The sequence below is a fragment of the Hydrogenophaga sp. genome (assembly GCF_011772445.1).
GTDB lineage: Bacteria > Pseudomonadota > Gammaproteobacteria > Burkholderiales > Burkholderiaceae_C > Hydrogenophaga.
The window spans coordinates 130,382-145,263 of record NZ_WVZN01000021.1; the positions used below are offsets into that span (position 1 = coordinate 130,382).

A 14,882-nucleotide genomic window follows, 5' to 3' on the forward strand; every position below is an offset into this window, starting at 1 on the left:
CACTCCCCGTGGTTTCCCTGCCGCATTCCGTTGGCGCGTCCCACGCCGGCGTTTCCGATTCCGCTGCCATGAGCCCAACCCCTGACGCCTTCGCGCGCGCCACCTTGTCCGACTGGACCCGGGCCGCCGCCAAATCCGCCCCCGGTGGCCAGCTCGACGCGCTGACCTGGACCACGCCGGACGGCATTGCGGTCAAGCCGCTGTACACCGCGGCAGACCTGCAGGGCCTGCAGTACACCGACACGCTGCCGGGTTTCGAGCCTTTCATCCGTGGCCCGCAGGCCACCATGTACGCGGTGCGGCCCTGGACGATCCGTCAGTACGCGGGCTTCTCCACCGCCGAGGAATCGAACGCCTTCTACCGCAAGGCCCTGGCGGCCGGCCAGCAGGGTGTGTCGGTGGCCTTCGATCTGGCCACCCACCGCGGCTACGACAGCGACCACCCGCGCGTGACGGGCGACGTGGGCAAGGCCGGCGTGGCCATCGACACCGTGGAGGACATGAAGATCCTGTTCGACGGCATTCCGCTCGACCAGGTCAGCGTGTCCATGACCATGAACGGCGCCGTGCTGCCGGTGCTGGCGGGCTACATCGTCGCGGCGGAAGAGCAGGGCGTGGCACAGGACCAGCTCACCGGGACCATCCAGAACGACATCCTGAAGGAGTTCATGGTCCGCAACACCTACATCTACCCGCCCGAGCCGAGCATGCGGATCGTCGCCGACATCATCGAGTACACGGCCAGGCACATGCCGAAGTTCAACTCGATCTCCATCTCCGGCTACCACATGCAGGAAGCCGGCGCCAACCAGGCGCTGGAACTCGCCTTCACCCTGGCCGACGGCAAGGAGTACGTGAAGACCGCCATGGCCAAGGGCCTGGACGTGGACGCCTTCGCCGGGCGCCTGTCCTTCTTCTGGGCGATCGGCATGAACTTCTACCTGGAGATCGCCAAGATGCGGGCGGCCCGCCTGCTGTGGTGCCGCATCATGAAGGGCTTCGGCGCGAAGAACCCCAAGAGCCTGATGCTGCGCACCCACTGCCAGACCTCGGGCTGGAGCCTGACCGAGCAGGACCCGTACAACAACGTGGTGCGCACCACCATCGAGGCCATGGCCGCGGTCTTCGGCGGCACCCAGAGCCTGCACACCAACGCGCTGGACGAAGCCATCGCGCTGCCCACCGAGTTCAGCGCGCGCATCGCGCGCAACACCCAGCTCATCATTCAGGAAGAGACCCACATCACCCAGGTGGTGGACCCCTGGGCCGGCTCCTACATGATGGAGACGCTGACCCAGCAGATGGCGGACGCGGCCTGGGCCATCATCGAAGAGGTTGACGCCATGGGCGGCATGACCAAGGCGGTGGACAGCGGCTGGGCCAAGCTCAAGATCGAGGCGGCGGCGGCCGAGAAGCAGGCCCGCATCGACTCGGGCAAGGACGTGATCGTCGGCGTCAACAAGTACAAGTTGAAGAACGAGGACCCGGTCGAGATCCTCGACATCGACAACGTGAAGGTGCGCGACGCGCAGATCGCGCGCTTGAAGCAGGTGCGGGCGGCGCGCGATGATGCGGCCGTGCGTGCCGCGCTCGCTGCGCTGAGCGAGGCCGCCGAATCGAAGCAGGGCAACCTGCTCGACCTGTCCATCCGCGCCGTGCGTCTGCGCGCCACCGTCGGGGAGATCAGCGATGCGCTTGAAACCGCCTTCGGCCGCCACCGGGCCGACACCCAGAAGGTGACCGGCGTGTACGCCGCCGCCTACGACAGCGCCGAGGGTTGGGCGCAACTGCAGAAAGAGATCGCCGAGTTCGGCGAACAGCAGGGCCGCCGCCCGCGCATGCTGGTCGCCAAGCTCGGCCAGGACGGCCACGACCGCGGCGCCAAGGTGATCGCCACGGCCTTCGCCGACCTCGGCTTCGACGTCGACGTGGGCCCGCTCTTCCAGACCCCCGAGGAAGGCGCGCGCCAGGCGATCGAGAACGACGTGCACGCCGTGGGCGTGAGCACCCTGGCCGCCGGCCACAAGACCCTGGTGCCCGCGATCATTCAGGAGCTGAAGAAGCAGGGCGCGGACGACATCGTGGTCTTCGTCGGCGGCGTCATTCCCCGCCAGGACTACGACTTCCTTTATGAGGCCGGCGTCAAGGGCATCTATGGCCCGGGCACGCCGATCCCGGCCAGCGCGAAGGACGTGCTGGAGCAGATCAAGCGGGCGCTGTCGGTGTGAATGTGATACCGTAATACGGTCTTTCATCCGGAGTGCGCCATGGCTGTTTCCGTCCGCATGGACCCTTTGCTCGAAAAAGAACTCGAACTGGCGGCTCGCCGCCAGGGCATCACCAAGTCCCAGTTCATCGTGGACGCGGTGGAGCGTGCGCTCGGCCGCAAGAACCCCTACGAGCTGCTGATGGCCTTGAAGCTGGAGGAGAAGTCCGCCGAGTACAAGGCGGTGGGCAAAGCCTTCGAGGGCGAGGAAAAGCCTTACGACACCTCGCGCTCGCGCGCCGCCATCGTGAAGAAGCTCAAGGCCAAGCATGGCGGCCGCGCTGGTTGACGCGGGGCCGATGGTGGCGCTGTTCGGGACCCGCCAGCCCCGCGCGCGGCACTACCTCGACCTGTTCAAGACCGCGTCGGAGCAGCACTGGTCGCTCTCCACCACCTGGCCCTGCGTGGTGGAGGCCAGCTACTTGCTGGCGCCGCCGCAGCGCTATACCTTCATGCGGTGGGTGGCGGCGGGCGCGCTGGCGGTGTTCCCGTTCCAGCAGGACGCGCTGGAGGACTTCGCGGGCCTGATGCACCGCTACACAGAAGCCCCGCGCACCGAGATGGACCTGGCCGATGCCTCGCTGGTCTGGCTCGCTGCCGACACTGGTGTCACCACCATCATGACCACCGACGTGCGCGACTTTTCGCGCTACCGCCTGCCCGACGGACGAGGCTTCGACATTCTGTGAGTGCTTCGCCGTTCCTCCTCGACGACAGCGTGCGCGCCCTCACCCAGGGGGAGGGCATGGTGCAGCGCCGCGCCATGGCCAAGGCCATCACGCTGCTCGAGTCCACCCGGGCCGAGCACCGCGCGCAGGGTGACGAGCTGCTCACCGCGCTGCTGCCGCACACGGGCAAGGCCTTTCGCCTGGGCCTCTCGGGCGTGCCGGGCGTGGGCAAGAGCACCTTCATCGAGGCCCTGGGCCTGCACCTCATCCGGCAAGGCCACCGCGTTGCGGTGCTCACGGTCGATCCGTCGAGCACCGTCTCGGGCGGCTCCATCCTGGGTGACAAGACGCGCATGGAGCAGCTCTCCATGGACGAGCGCGCCTTCATCCGCCCCAGCCCCAGCGGCGGCACCTTGGGCGGCGTGGCCGAGAAGACGCGCGAAGCCCTGCTGGTGTGCGAGGCCGCGGGCTACGACGTGGTGATCGTCGAGACCGTCGGCGTGGGCCAGAGCGAGACGGCCGTGGCCGGCATGACGGATTGTTTCGCGCTGCTGCAACTGCCCAATGCGGGCGACGACCTGCAGGCCATCAAGAAGGGCGTGATGGAGATCGCCGACCTCGTGGTCATCAACAAGGCCGACATCGACCCCGACGCCGCGACGCGGGCGCGCGCCATGATCACCTCGTCGCTGCGCCTGCTGGGCCAGCACGGCCGGCCCGATCACGCGGCGCACGACACCACGCACTGGCACCCCACGGTGATGCAGCTCTCGGCGCTCAAGGCACAGGGCATCGACGCCTTCTGGGCCGAGATCGAACGCTTTCGCGCCCTGCAGACCGCCAACGGCGAATTCGCCGCGCGCCGCCAGCGCCAGGCCAGGGCCTGGATGTGGGAGCGCATCGACGCCGGCCTCAAGCAGCGCTTTCGCGAGCACCCGGCGGTGCGTGGCGCGCTGGCCGAGACCACCTCACGAGTGCTCGCAGGGCAACTGCCCGCCAGCACGGCGGCGCGGCAACTGCTCGCGCTGTTCGACTGATTCCTCCGGAGAAGAACCATGCAAGACATCCTGCAACAGCTCGAAGACAAGCGCGCCCGCGCGCGACTGGGCGGCGGCACCAAGCGCATCGAGGCCCAGCACGCCAAGGGCAAGCTCACCGCGCGCGAGCGCCTGGAGGTGCTGCTCGACGAAGGCACCTTCGAAGAGTGGGACATGTTCGTCGAGCACCGCTGCACCGACTTCGGCATGGAGGACAACAAGATCCCCGGCGACGGCGTGGTCACGGGCTACGGCACGATCAACGGCCGCCTGGTCTTCGTCTTCAGCCAGGACTTCACCGTCTTCGGCGGCGCGCTCAGCGAAGCGCACGCCGAGAAGATCTGCAAGGTGATGGACCAGGCCATGAAGGTCGGCGCGCCCGTCATCGGCCTGAACGACTCCGGCGGGGCGCGCATCCAGGAAGGCGTGGCCTCGCTCGGCGGCTACGCCGACGTGTTCCAGCGCAACGTGCTGGCCTCCGGCGTGGTGCCGCAGATCAGCATGATCATGGGCCCCTGCGCGGGCGGCGCGGTGTACTCGCCGGCCATGACGGACTTCATCTTCATGGTGAAGGACTCGTCGTACATGTTCGTCACCGGCCCCGACGTGGTGAAGACCGTGACGCATGAAGAGGTGACGGCCGAGGAGCTGGGCGGTGCGGTCACCCACACCACGCGCAGCGGCGTGGCCGATCTCGCCTTCGACAACGACGTGGAGGCGCTGCTGATGCTGCGCCGGCTGTTCAACTACCTGCCGCTCAACAACCGGGAGAAGGCCCCGGTGCGGCCCAGCGGCGACCCGATGGACCGCATGGAGCTGAGCCTGGACACGCTGGTGCCCGACAACCCCAACAAGCCCTACGACATGAAGGAGCTGATCCTCAAGGTCGTCGACGACGGCGACTTCTTCGAGCTGCAGCCCGACTACGCCAAGAACATCGTCATCGGCTTCGCCCGCATGGACGGGCAGACCGTGGGCATCGTGGCCAACCAGCCCCTGGTGCTGGCGGGCTGCCTGGACATCAAGAGCTCCATCAAGGCCGCGCGCTTCGTGCGCTTCTGCGACTGCTTCAACATCCCCATCGTCACCTTCGTGGACGTGCCCGGCTTCCTGCCCGGCACCGGCCAGGAGTACGGCGGGATCATCAAGCACGGCGCCAAGCTGCTCTACGCCTACGCGGAAGGCACGGTGCCCAAGATCACGGTCATCACGCGCAAGGCCTACGGTGGTGCCTACGACGTGATGGCCTCCAAGCACCTGCGCGGCGACGTGAACTTCGCCTGGCCGAATGCCGAGATCGCGGTGATGGGCGCCAAGGGTGCGGTGGAGATCATCTTCCGCGAGGAGAAGAAGGACCCGGCCAAGCTCGCGCAGCGCGAAGCCGAGTACAAGGCCCGCTTCGCCAACCCCTTCGTGGCTGGCGCGCGCGGCTTCATCGACGACGTGATCCTGCCGCACGAGACACGCAAGCGCATCTGCCGGTCGCTGGCGATGCTGAAAGACAAGAAGCTGGAGAACCCGTGGCGCAAGCACGGCAACATCCCGCTGTGACGGCCCGAGGAGAAGACAAGATGTTCAAGAAGATCCTGATCGCCAACCGCGGCGAGATCGCCTGCCGCGTCATCGCCACGGCCAAGCAGCTGGGCATCGCCACCGTGGCGGTGTATTCCGACGCCGACAAGGAAGCGCGCCACGTGCAACTCGCCGACGAAGCCGTGCGCCTGGGCCCGCCGCCCTCGCGCGAGAGCTACCTGCTGGGCGATGCCATCATCGCCGCCGCGAAGCAGACGGGCGCCGAGGCCATCCACCCCGGCTATGGTTTCCTGTCCGAGAACGAGGACTTCGCGCGCAAGGTCGAGGAAGAGGGCCTGGTCTTCATCGGCCCCAAGCACTACTCCATCGCGGCCATGGGCGACAAGATCGCCTCCAAGAGGCTCGCGAACGAGGCCAGGGTCAGCACCATCCCCGGACACAACGAACCCATCCAGTCGCCGGAAGAGGCGGTGGCCATCGCGCAGAAGATCGGCTACCCGGTGATGATCAAGGCCAGTGCCGGCGGAGGCGGCAAGGGCCTGCGCGTGGCCTTCAACGACAAGGACTGCCACGACGGCTTTACCAGTTGCCGCAACGAGGCGCGCAACAGCTTCGGCGACGACCGCGTGTTCATCGAGAAGTTCGTCGAGGAGCCGCGCCACATCGAGATCCAGGTGCTGGCCGACGCGCACGGCAACGTGATCCACCTGTACGAGCGCGAGTGCTCGATCCAGCGCCGCCACCAGAAGGTGATCGAGGAAGCGCCGTCGCCCTTCATCAGCGAGGCCACGCGCCAGGCCATGGGCGAGCAGGCCGTGGCCCTGGCCAAGGCGGTGAAGTACCAGAGTGCGGGCACGGTGGAGTTCGTGGTCGACAAGGACCAGGACTTCTACTTCCTGGAGATGAACACCCGCCTGCAGGTGGAGCACCCGGTCACCGAGTGCATCACCGGGCTGGACCTGGTGGAACTGATGATTCGCGTGGCGGCCGGCGAGAAGCTGCCCCTGCGGCAGGCCGACGTGAAGCGCGAGGGCTGGGCCATCGAGTGCCGCATCAATGCGGAGGATCCGTTCCGCAACTTCCTGCCCAGCACGGGGCGGCTGGTGCGCTTCGCGGCGCCGCCGCTGAGCATGTGGCAGGCCGACACCGAACACCGCTTCGGCGTGCGGGTGGACACCGGCGTGCAGGACGGCGGCGAGATCCCGATGTACTACGACTCGATGATCGCCAAGCTCATCGTGCACGGCAAGGACCGGCTCGAGGCCATCGCGAAGATGCGCGAGGCGCTCAACGGCTTCGTCATCCGCGGCGTGCAGAGCAACATCCCTTTCCAGGCCGCGCTGCTGGCGCACCCGAAGTTCGTGGCGGGCGATTTCAATACCGGCTTCATTGCCGAGCACTACGGCCAGGGCTTCCGCGCGGAAGACGTGCCGCACGACGACCCCGACTTCCTCGTGGCGCTGGCGGCCTTCGTGCGCCGCAAGAGCCGCGAGCGCGCGGCCGGTCTGTCGGGCCAGTTGCCTGGCTACGGCGTGAAGGTCGGCCTGGACTACACCGTGATCGTGCTCGACAAGGCCGGTGCGCACCGGCACGTGAAGGTGCACGTGGACGAGGTGCTGGGCCAGGTGGGCGCGGCCGTGGTGATGGTGGGCGAGAAGCGCTACGCGTTCCAGAGCCCGTCGCGCCTGAACGATGTGTGCACCGTGGGCACGTGCAACGGCCAGCCCTTCACGGCGCAACTGGAGCGCGGCACGCCGCGCAACCCGCTGGCCCTGGTGGTGCAGCACAACGGCACGCGCATCGAGGCCATGGTGGTCTCGCCGCGCATGGCCGAGTTGCACGCGCTCATGCCCTTCAAGGCGCCGCCGGACATGAGCAAGTACGTCCTGTCGCCCATGCCGGGCCTGCTGGTGCAGGTGGCCGTGCAACCGGGCCAGAAGGTGCAGGCCGGTGAGCGCGTGGCCGTCATCGAGGCCATGAAGATGGAGAACGTGCTGTTCGCCTCGGCCGATGGCACGGTGGGCAAGGTGCTGGCGAAGCAGGGCGAGTCGCTCGCGGTCGACCAGCCCATCGTCGAGTTCGAGTAATGCCCGTGGCGGCTGTTTCGTTTGATGACGCGACAAGCCGCCCGCGCTCGGTTACCCTGCGTGCTCCACGGCTTCCTGGAGCACGGAACATGGCGGATGAACGCGGACAAGGTCTGGGCGGTTTGGCATTCGCGTTGGCCTGGGTGCGCGACCCGCGTCGGGTGGGGGCGATTGCGCCGGCGTCTCGGGCGCTGGCACAGGCCATTGCGCGGGAGGTCGCCCGCGTGGGACCCGAACTGCTGCTGGAGATCGGCGCGGGCACGGGTGCCATCACCCAGGCGCTGGCCGATCTGGGGCCGCCGCCCGACCGCTTCTTCGTCGTCGAACGCGACCCGGGTCTGGTGCGCCACCTGCACCACCGTTTTCCCCGTGCCGAGGTGTTGCACGCCTGCGCGACGGGGCTGGAGGCGCTGCCCCTGCCGCCAGCCGCTTCGCTCATGCTGGTGTCCTCGCTGCCGCTGATGTCCATGCCACGCGAAGAGGCGCGGCGCTGCGTGCAGTCCATGCTCACCCTGATGGAGCGCACGCCCAATGCGCGGCTGCTCCAGTACACCTACGCGGCGCGCCACGTGCGTCCGTTCGATCAGCTGCCGCCTGGCTGGCGTTGGCGGCGCGTCACCACCGTCTGGGCCAATCTGCCACCGGCGACCGTCTGGTCGCTGGAGCCGGCGGCCCACCCCACCCAAGGCATTCACTGACCATGACCGCGTCTTCCCGTCCCTTTCGCGTGCTCGGTGTGCAGCAGATCGCCATCGGCGGTCCCGACAAACAGCGCCTGCAGACCCTGTGGGTCGACATGCTGGGCCTGGAGGTGACGGGCACCTTCCGCAGCGAACGCGAGAACGTGGACGAGGACATCTGCGCCATCGGCAACGGGCCGTTCAAGGTCGAGGTCGATCTGATGCAGCCGCTGGACCCGGAGAAAAAGCCCGCCGTGCACGCCACGCCGCTCAACCACATCGGCTTGTGGATCGACGACCTGCCCAAGGCGGTGGCGTGGCTCACGGCGCAGGGCGTGCGCTTCGCGCCGGGCGGCATCCGCAAGGGTGCGGCGGGGTTCGACATCACCTTCCTGCACCCCAAGGCCAGCGAGGAATTTCCCATCGCGGGCGAGGGCGTGCTCATCGAGCTGGTTCAGGCGCCACCGGAGGTGGTGAGCGCCTTCGACGCGCTGGCCACCGCCACGCCCGCCTGAGGGCCCCGGCCGCGCCCGCGCGGCCCATCAAGGGCAATTGGGCGGTTTTCGCGCCGCTGTTTTGTCCATTGCAAGGGTCGGGACGCCCCTACATTGGCGAGCAAGCCCCCTTGGGCTTGACCGGTAGAGGAGCGAAGCACCCATGAATCCATCGTCGAATCCGCTGTTGCGCCCGGGCGTGTGGCTCATGCGCCGATGGCGCCTGGGCGGGCGGCTGGCCTGCCTGGCCCTGGCCTCGGCGTGGCCGCTCCTGGCCGCCATGGCCTTGTCCGCGGCGGACGCGGCCCTCGCGATCGCTCCTGTCACCGTGGTCGGCCTGGCCCTGCTGATCTACCTGCTGCTGGCGTTCCGATCGGCGTTCCTGGGCGACTTCCAGCGCGTGCACGACGCCATGGCCCACACGGCCGGCGGCAACCTGCGCGCACATCTCAGCGTGGACGGCCACGACGAACTGGCCGACCTCGCGCGCCTGCTGGACCGCATGATCGGCAGCCTTTCGGCCATGGTGGCCGAGGTGCGCAGCAACTCGGCGCTGGTGGCGCATGCCGGACGCAGCCTGGCCGTGGGCAACCGCGACCTGGCCGAGCGCACCGAGCAGCAGGCCGCCAACCTCGAACAAACCGCGGCCAGCGTGCAGCAGCTCACCGGCGCGGTGGCGCAGAACGCGCAGACCGCGGGCGACTCCGACCGCCAGGCCGCGCAGGTGCGCGACGTGGCCGAGCGCGGCGCGGGCTCGATGCAGCAGGCCGTGCAGACGGTGGAGGGCATCCAGAAGGGCGCCGCCCAGATGAACGAGATCATCGGCGTCATCGACAGCCTGGCTTTCCAGACCAACATCCTGGCGCTCAACGCCGCCGTGGAGGCCGCCCGTGCGGGTGAGCAGGGCCGTGGCTTCGCGGTGGTGGCGGGCGAGGTGCGCTCGCTGGCCCAGCGATCGGCGGCGTCGGCGCGCGAGATCCGCGGGCTGATCGAGGCCTCGCGCGCCCAGGTGGAAAGCGGCGCCTCGCAGATCCGCGACGCGGGCCAGAGCATGAGCCGCATCGTCGAGGGCGTGCGCGGCGTGGCCGCCAATCTCTCGTCGATCTCGGCCTCCAGCGCCGAGCAGAGCACCGGCCTGTCCGAGATCAGCACCGCCGTGAGCCAGCTCGATCAGATCACCCAGCGCAACGCACAGATGGTGGAGTTGGCCGTGCAGCAGGCCAACCGGCTGGAGCAGCGCGCGGCGCACCTGTCGCAGGCGGTGAGCCGTTTCGTGTTGCAGCAGGGCACGGCCGAAGAGGCCATGGCACTGGTGGACAAGGCCCTGGCGCATCGCCGCCAGGTCTCTGCCGACGCCTTCGTGCGCGACCTGACGGAGCCGGCGCGCGGCTTTCATGACCGCGACATGTATGTCTTCGCGCTGGACGCCGCGGGCGTCTACCGCGCCTTCGGTGGCAAGCCGGAGAAGCTGGGCAGCCGCGTGCACGACATCGCGGGCGTGGACGGCGCCGCGCTGTTGGCGGCCATCGTGAGCCAGGCCGAACAGGGCCCCGGCTGGGTGGAGTACGACATCGTGAACCCGGCCAGCGGTGCGGTGCAGGCCAAGATGTCCTACGTGGTGAAAGTGGACGCGCTGTACCTGGGCTGCGGCGTGTACAAGACGGCGGCGGCGCGCTGACGCCGGGCCGCCGGATCAGCCGCCGGTCTGGCGCTTGGCCCGCGCGCGGGCCAGCGCGGCTTCGATCACCGCGCGTTTGCTGTCCAGCGTCCTGGGGTCGGTGATGGCCGAGGCCGCTGCCAGATCGGCGAGCTTGGCTTCGGCCTTGGCCTCCAGGCGAGCGCCGTGCTCGACCGCCTCGCGCGCCAGGCGCTCGCGCCGCGCGCCGTAGCGCGCCTTGCCCATGGCCGCCTGCGCGCGCGACCAGCCGGCCCAGCCCGTGCGCTCGCCACTGACGTTCTCCAGCGAGATGCAATCGACCGGGCACACGGGGATGCACAGCTCGCAACCGGTGCAGTACGGCTCGATCACGGTGTGCATGCGCTTGTTGGCGCCGGCGATCGCGTCGGTGGGGCAGGCCTTGATGCACAGCGTGCAACCGATGCACCAGTCCTCATCGATGACGGCCACGGTGACGGGGCCCTCGATGCCGTGCTCGCGGCTCAATGGCAGCACGGGGCGCCCGGTGATGGCCGCGAGGCGGGCGATGCCCTCGGCGCCGCCGGGCGGGCACTGGTGAATGCCGGCCTCGCCCTCGGCCACGGCCTGCGCGTAACTGGCGCAATCGGGGTAGCCGCAGCGCTGGCACTGCGTCTGCGGCAGGGCGTCGTCGATGCGCCGGGCGAGCTCGTTCATGCGCTCCTGGCGCGGGCCTTGGCCGCGGGCCGGGCGGGGGCCTTTGCAGCGGGCCGGGCAGGTGCCTTCGCCGCCGGCCGCACCTGGTGCGCCGCGATGAAGGCCTTCACCGTCGGGTACACCATCTCGCGCCAGCGCCGGCCGCTGAAGATGCCGTAGTGGCCCGCGCCCTTGGCCTCGTAGTGCATCTGGTGCGCTTTCGGGATGCCGGTGCACAGCGCGTGCGCCGCGGCCGTCTGGCCGGCGCCGGAGATGTCGTCGAGTTCGCCCTCGATGGTCAGCAGGCCGCAGTTGGTGATGTCCTGAGGGCGCACGCGCTCGAGCTTGCCGTGTTCGTTGCGCACGTCCCAGGTGCCCTTGACGAGTTCGAAGTCCTGGAACACGGTCTTGATCGTGTCGAGGTAATAGTCCGCGTCCATGTCGAGCACGGCGTTGTACTCGTCGTAGAACTTGCGGTGCGCCTCGACGCTGTCGTTGTCGCCTTTGACCAGGTCCTGGAAGTAGTCGTAGTGGCTGGAGGCGTGGCGATCAGGGTTCATGGCCACGAAGCCACTGTGCTGCAGGAAGCCCGGGTACACGCGCCGCCCGGCGCCCGGGAACTTGTCCGGCACGCGGTAGATGACGTTGTTCTCGAACCATTCGTAGCTGCGCTGCATGGCCAGGTTGTTCACGGCCGTGGGCGATTTGCGGGCGTCGATCGGGCCGCCCATCATCGTCATGGACAGGGGAACCTTCTCACCCCGGCTGGCCATCAGCGACACCGCCGCCAGCACCGGCACCGTGGGCTGGCACACGCTCATCACGTGGCAGTTGCCGTAGATGCCCTGCACGTGGCCGATGAACTCCTGCACGTAGTTGATGTAGTCGTCCAGTCGGAACTCGCCTTCGGACAGGGGCACCAGACGCGCGTTCTTCCAGTCGGTGATGTAGACCTTGTGGTCCTTGAGCAGGGTGCGCACCGTGTCGCGCAGCAGCGTGGCGTAGTGGCCCGACAGCGGCGCGACCACCAGCACCACGGGCTGGCCCTTGAGCTTGGTCAGGGTGTTCGGGTCGTCGGTGAAGCGCTTGAAACGGCGCAACTCGCAGAAAGGCTTGTCGATGTCCACGCGCTCGTGGATGGCCACGTTGACACCGTCCACGTCGACGGTGCGGATGCCGAACTCGGGTTTTTCGTAGTCCTTGCCCAGGCGGTGCAGCAGGTCGTAGCCGGCCGAGATGCGCTGCGCCATGGGCAATTGGGCGAAGGGCAGTTGGGGGTTGCTGAACATGCGCGAGGCGACTTCGGCCAGATCGGCGAAGGGCTCCATGATCGAGCGCTGGGATTCGTAAAGTTGGTACAGCATGATTCACACTTCCGTGAAATGTTGCGGTGCAATGTAGCAGGATGCCAATGACCCCGATGTGGGGAGAACACGCAGGTAAAGACCCTAGCTGTCGCCTTTGTGAACCCCCCTGACCGACAATTCCTGCCATGAACACCCCCCATCGCTTGCCGGTGCTTTTCGTCGGCCACGGCAGCCCCATGAACGCGATCGAGGACAACCACTGGCGCCGCACCTGGCAGGCGCTGGGGCCGCAATTGCGCCAGCGCGCGCCCGGTGTGCGCCTGATCCTGTGCGTGTCGGCCCACTGGCTCACCCATGGCTGGTGGCTCACGGGCATGGACCGGCCGCGCACCATCCACGATTTCGGCGGCTTCCCGCAGGAGCTGTTCGACCAGCAGTACCCCGCGCCCGGCGCGCCCGGGCTGGCGCGGGAGATCGCCCAGTCACTGACGCTGCCCGAGCAGCAGGGCGAGGTCGGCATCGACGAGGGCGAATGGGGCCTCGACCATGGCGCCTGGTCGGTGCTCAAGCCCCTGTTTCCCGAGGCCGACATCCCCGTGGTGCAGCTCAGCATGGACTATGGTCGCCCGCCCGCCGAGCACCTGGCCATCGGCCGCCAGCTCAAGGACTGGCGCTCGCGCGGCGTGCTGATCGTGGCCAGCGGCAACATCGTGCACAACCTGCGCGTCATGCGCCGCGACGTGCCCGACAACCAGGCCTACGACTGGGCGGTGGACTTCGACACCCACATTGCCGGGCTCATCCAGGCGGGCGACGCGGACGCCCTGGCCGACTTCCAGTCGCAGGGCGAGATGGCGAAGCTGTCGCAGCCCAGCTGGGACCACTACCTGCCGCTGCTGTACGCGGCTGGCGCGGCGGACCCGGACGAGCACGTCGAGTTCTTCAACGAGGGCTTCCAGGCCGCCGCGATATCCATGCGCTCAGTGATCTGGGGATGACCCCCGCCGCGCTTCGCGCGACCCCCTGACAGGGGGCGGCACCGACGGCCCGGCAAAGCCGGTTCCGTGGTGCCCTCGGGTACTGCCTCTGGTCAGAGGACCGCCGCAATGGAGCGGCAGACGTGCCCGATGTTCTTGCCGTTGAGCGCGGCCACGCACATGCGGCCGGTGTCAGTGCCGTAGACGCCAAACTCGCTGCGCAGGCGCACCATCTGGTCCTTGGTGAGGCCGGAGTAGCTGAACATGCCGATCTGGTCGGTGATGAAGCCCATATCCTGCTTCACGCCCGCGGCCTTCAGGCCGTCCACCAGTTGCTGGCGCATGGCCTTGATGCGCACGCGCATCTCGCCCAGTTCCTTCTCCCACAGGGCGCGCAACTCGGGGTTGGTGAGCACGGCGGCCACCACCGCGCCGCCATGGATGGGCGGGTTGGAGTAGTTGGTGCGGACCATGATCTTGAGCTGCGAGAGCACGCGGTCGGCCTCGGCCTTGTCGGTGCAGAGAACCGACAGGGCGCCCACGCGCTCACCGTAGAGGCTGAAGCTCTTGGAGAACGAGGTGGAGACGAAGAACACCAGACCGGCCGCCACGAACTTGCTGATCACCGCGCCGTCTTCGGCGATGCCGTGGCCGAAGCCCTGGTAGGCCATGTCCAGGAAGGGCGTGAGGCGGCCCGCTTTGACCACCTCGATCACGCGGTCCCATTGCTCGGGCGTGATGTCATAGCCCGTGGGGTTGTGGCAGCAGGCGTGCAGCACGGCGATGGTGCCGGGCGCGGCCGCCTTCAGGCTGGCCAGCATGCCCTCGAAGTCCACGCCGCGCCTGGCGGCGTCGTAGTAGGTGTACGTGCCGACCTCGAAGCCGGCTTGCGTGAACAGCGCGCGGTGGTTCTCCCAGCTCGGGTCGCTGATCAGCACCTTGGCTGCGGGGTTCAGCCGCTTGAGGAAGTCGGCGCCGATCTTGAGGCCGCCCGTGCCGCCCAGGGCCTGAACCGTGGCCACGCGGCCGCTCTTCACCGGTTCGCTGTCGGCACCGAACACCAGGCCCTTGACGGCGTTGTCGTAGGCGGCGATGCCATCGATGGGCAGGTAACCACGCGCGGCGGGCTTGTCCATCATGGCCTTCTCCGCGGCCTGCACGCACTGCAGCAGCGGGAGCTTGCCGTTCTCGTCGAAATACACCCCTACCCCCAGGTTCACCTTGTCGGGGTTGCTGTCGGCGGCAAACTGTTCGTTCAGACCCAGGATCGGGTCGCGGGGGGCCATTTCAACGGCGGAGAAGAGGCTCATGTCGAGGCTGTGGTTGGGGGTGGAAAACCCGGAATTCTAGGCCCGACCTCACCGCTGGACCGGGGGGGTCGCGACTTTGACGCATGTCGACCTTTGACTTGCTTTCGGTCCTCATGATGTACTGCGCGTGCAGTACTGCATGGTGTCCCCCGATTGAATGACTTTACAGAGGCGTCAAGGTGGTTCGCCAT

The 14,882-nt window shown here is 68.1% G+C and carries 13 protein-coding genes; 10 read left to right on the forward strand and 3 right to left on the reverse strand.

Translation table 11 applies throughout. The annotated features are described in order from the left end of the window. Positions 1-68 precede the first annotated feature (68 nt). The 9 genes from scpA (at position 69) to GTO19_RS09195 (ending at position 10,443) form a co-directional block, all read left to right on the forward strand. On the forward strand, positions 69-2,228 hold the full coding sequence (gene scpA, locus GTO19_RS09155) for a methylmalonyl-CoA mutase (protein WP_291020786.1): 2,160 nt from the start codon (positions 69-71) through the stop codon (positions 2,226-2,228). Between the two features lie 39 nt (positions 2,229-2,267). Then, positions 2,268-2,555, forward strand: coding sequence for a hypothetical protein (locus tag GTO19_RS09160; protein WP_291020787.1), 288 nt, complete (start codon positions 2,268-2,270; stop codon positions 2,553-2,555). Continuing rightward, the gene (locus GTO19_RS09165) at positions 2,536-2,955 is read left to right on the forward strand and encodes a hypothetical protein (protein WP_291020788.1); all 420 of its coding nucleotides are present in this window, start codon (positions 2,536-2,538) and stop codon (positions 2,953-2,955) included. The genes GTO19_RS09160 and GTO19_RS09165 overlap by 20 nt, the downstream gene beginning before the upstream one ends. Before the next feature lie 29 nt (positions 2,956-2,984). After that, the gene (meaB, locus tag GTO19_RS09170) at positions 2,985-3,971 is read left to right on the forward strand and encodes a methylmalonyl Co-A mutase-associated GTPase MeaB (RefSeq protein WP_291020849.1); all 987 of its coding nucleotides are present in this window, start codon (positions 2,985-2,987) and stop codon (positions 3,969-3,971) included. 18 nt (positions 3,972-3,989) lie between these two features. Continuing rightward, a complete protein-coding gene (locus GTO19_RS09175; protein WP_291020789.1) occupies positions 3,990-5,522 on the forward strand; it encodes an acyl-CoA carboxylase subunit beta in 1,533 nt (510 codons plus the stop codon). Between the two features lie 20 nt (positions 5,523-5,542). Further along, the gene (locus GTO19_RS09180; protein WP_291020790.1) at positions 5,543-7,591 is read left to right on the forward strand and encodes an acetyl/propionyl/methylcrotonyl-CoA carboxylase subunit alpha; all 2,049 of its coding nucleotides are present in this window, start codon (positions 5,543-5,545) and stop codon (positions 7,589-7,591) included. Positions 7,592-7,815: 224 nt separating this feature from the next. Then, complete coding sequence (locus GTO19_RS09185; RefSeq protein ID WP_291020791.1) at positions 7,816-8,289, forward strand: methyltransferase domain-containing protein; 474 nt, start codon at positions 7,816-7,818, stop codon at positions 8,287-8,289. A gap of 2 nt (positions 8,290-8,291) precedes the next feature. Beyond that, complete coding sequence (locus GTO19_RS09190; RefSeq protein WP_291020792.1) at positions 8,292-8,786, forward strand: VOC family protein; 495 nt, start codon at positions 8,292-8,294, stop codon at positions 8,784-8,786. A 142-nt stretch (positions 8,787-8,928) separates the two neighbouring features. Beyond that, the gene (locus tag GTO19_RS09195) at positions 8,929-10,443 is read left to right on the forward strand and encodes a methyl-accepting chemotaxis protein (protein ID WP_291020793.1); all 1,515 of its coding nucleotides are present in this window, start codon (positions 8,929-8,931) and stop codon (positions 10,441-10,443) included. A 15-nt stretch (positions 10,444-10,458) separates the two neighbouring features. Here the strand turns inward: GTO19_RS09195 and rsxB are convergent, their stop codons facing one another. Together rsxB and GTO19_RS09205 are read right to left on the reverse strand one after the other, a co-directional pair. Continuing rightward, positions 10,459-11,118: an electron transport complex subunit RsxB gene (gene rsxB / locus GTO19_RS09200; RefSeq protein ID WP_291020794.1), complete on the reverse strand. Its 660-nt coding sequence runs from the start codon at positions 11,116-11,118 to the stop codon at positions 10,459-10,461. Further along, positions 11,115-12,461, reverse strand: a complete 1,347-nt coding sequence (locus GTO19_RS09205; RefSeq protein WP_291020795.1) for a polyhydroxyalkanoate depolymerase — start codon at positions 12,459-12,461, stop codon at positions 11,115-11,117. Before GTO19_RS09205 ends, rsxB begins: the two co-directional genes overlap by 4 nt. A gap of 128 nt (positions 12,462-12,589) precedes the next feature. Here GTO19_RS09205 and ygiD point away from each other — a divergent pair, with 128 nt between their 5' ends. After that, positions 12,590-13,402: a 4,5-DOPA dioxygenase extradiol gene (gene ygiD / locus GTO19_RS09210; protein WP_291020796.1), complete on the forward strand. Its 813-nt coding sequence runs from the start codon at positions 12,590-12,592 to the stop codon at positions 13,400-13,402. A 92-nt stretch (positions 13,403-13,494) separates the two neighbouring features. Here the strand turns inward: ygiD and GTO19_RS09215 are convergent, their stop codons facing one another. Then, positions 13,495-14,691 (reverse strand): amino acid aminotransferase, encoded by a 1,197-nt coding sequence (locus GTO19_RS09215; protein WP_291020797.1) that lies wholly within the window; start codon positions 14,689-14,691, stop codon positions 13,495-13,497. Positions 14,692-14,882: the final 191 nt, after the last annotated feature.

Coding starts and splice junctions, on each gene's coding strand:
- scpA (WP_291020786.1), top strand. CDS start 69: ATGAGCCCAACCCCTGACGCCTTCGCGCGCGCCACCTTGTCCGACTGG.
- GTO19_RS09160 (WP_291020787.1), top strand. CDS start 2,268: ATGGCTGTTTCCGTCCGCATGGACCCTTTGCTCGAAAAAGAACTCGAA.
- GTO19_RS09165 (WP_291020788.1), top strand. CDS start 2,536: ATGGCGGCCGCGCTGGTTGACGCGGGGCCGATGGTGGCGCTGTTCGGG.
- GTO19_RS09175 (WP_291020789.1), top strand. CDS start 3,990: ATGCAAGACATCCTGCAACAGCTCGAAGACAAGCGCGCCCGCGCGCGA.
- GTO19_RS09180 (WP_291020790.1), top strand. CDS start 5,543: ATGTTCAAGAAGATCCTGATCGCCAACCGCGGCGAGATCGCCTGCCGC.
- GTO19_RS09190 (WP_291020792.1), top strand. CDS start 8,292: ATGACCGCGTCTTCCCGTCCCTTTCGCGTGCTCGGTGTGCAGCAGATC.
- GTO19_RS09195 (WP_291020793.1), top strand. CDS start 8,929: ATGAATCCATCGTCGAATCCGCTGTTGCGCCCGGGCGTGTGGCTCATG.
- rsxB (WP_291020794.1), bottom strand. CDS start 11,118: ATGAACGAGCTCGCCCGGCGCATCGACGACGCCCTGCCGCAGACGCAG.
- GTO19_RS09205 (WP_291020795.1), bottom strand. CDS start 12,461: ATGCTGTACCAACTTTACGAATCCCAGCGCTCGATCATGGAGCCCTTC.
- ygiD (WP_291020796.1), top strand. CDS start 12,590: ATGAACACCCCCCATCGCTTGCCGGTGCTTTTCGTCGGCCACGGCAGC.
- GTO19_RS09215 (WP_291020797.1), bottom strand. CDS start 14,691: ATGAGCCTCTTCTCCGCCGTTGAAATGGCCCCCCGCGACCCGATCCTG.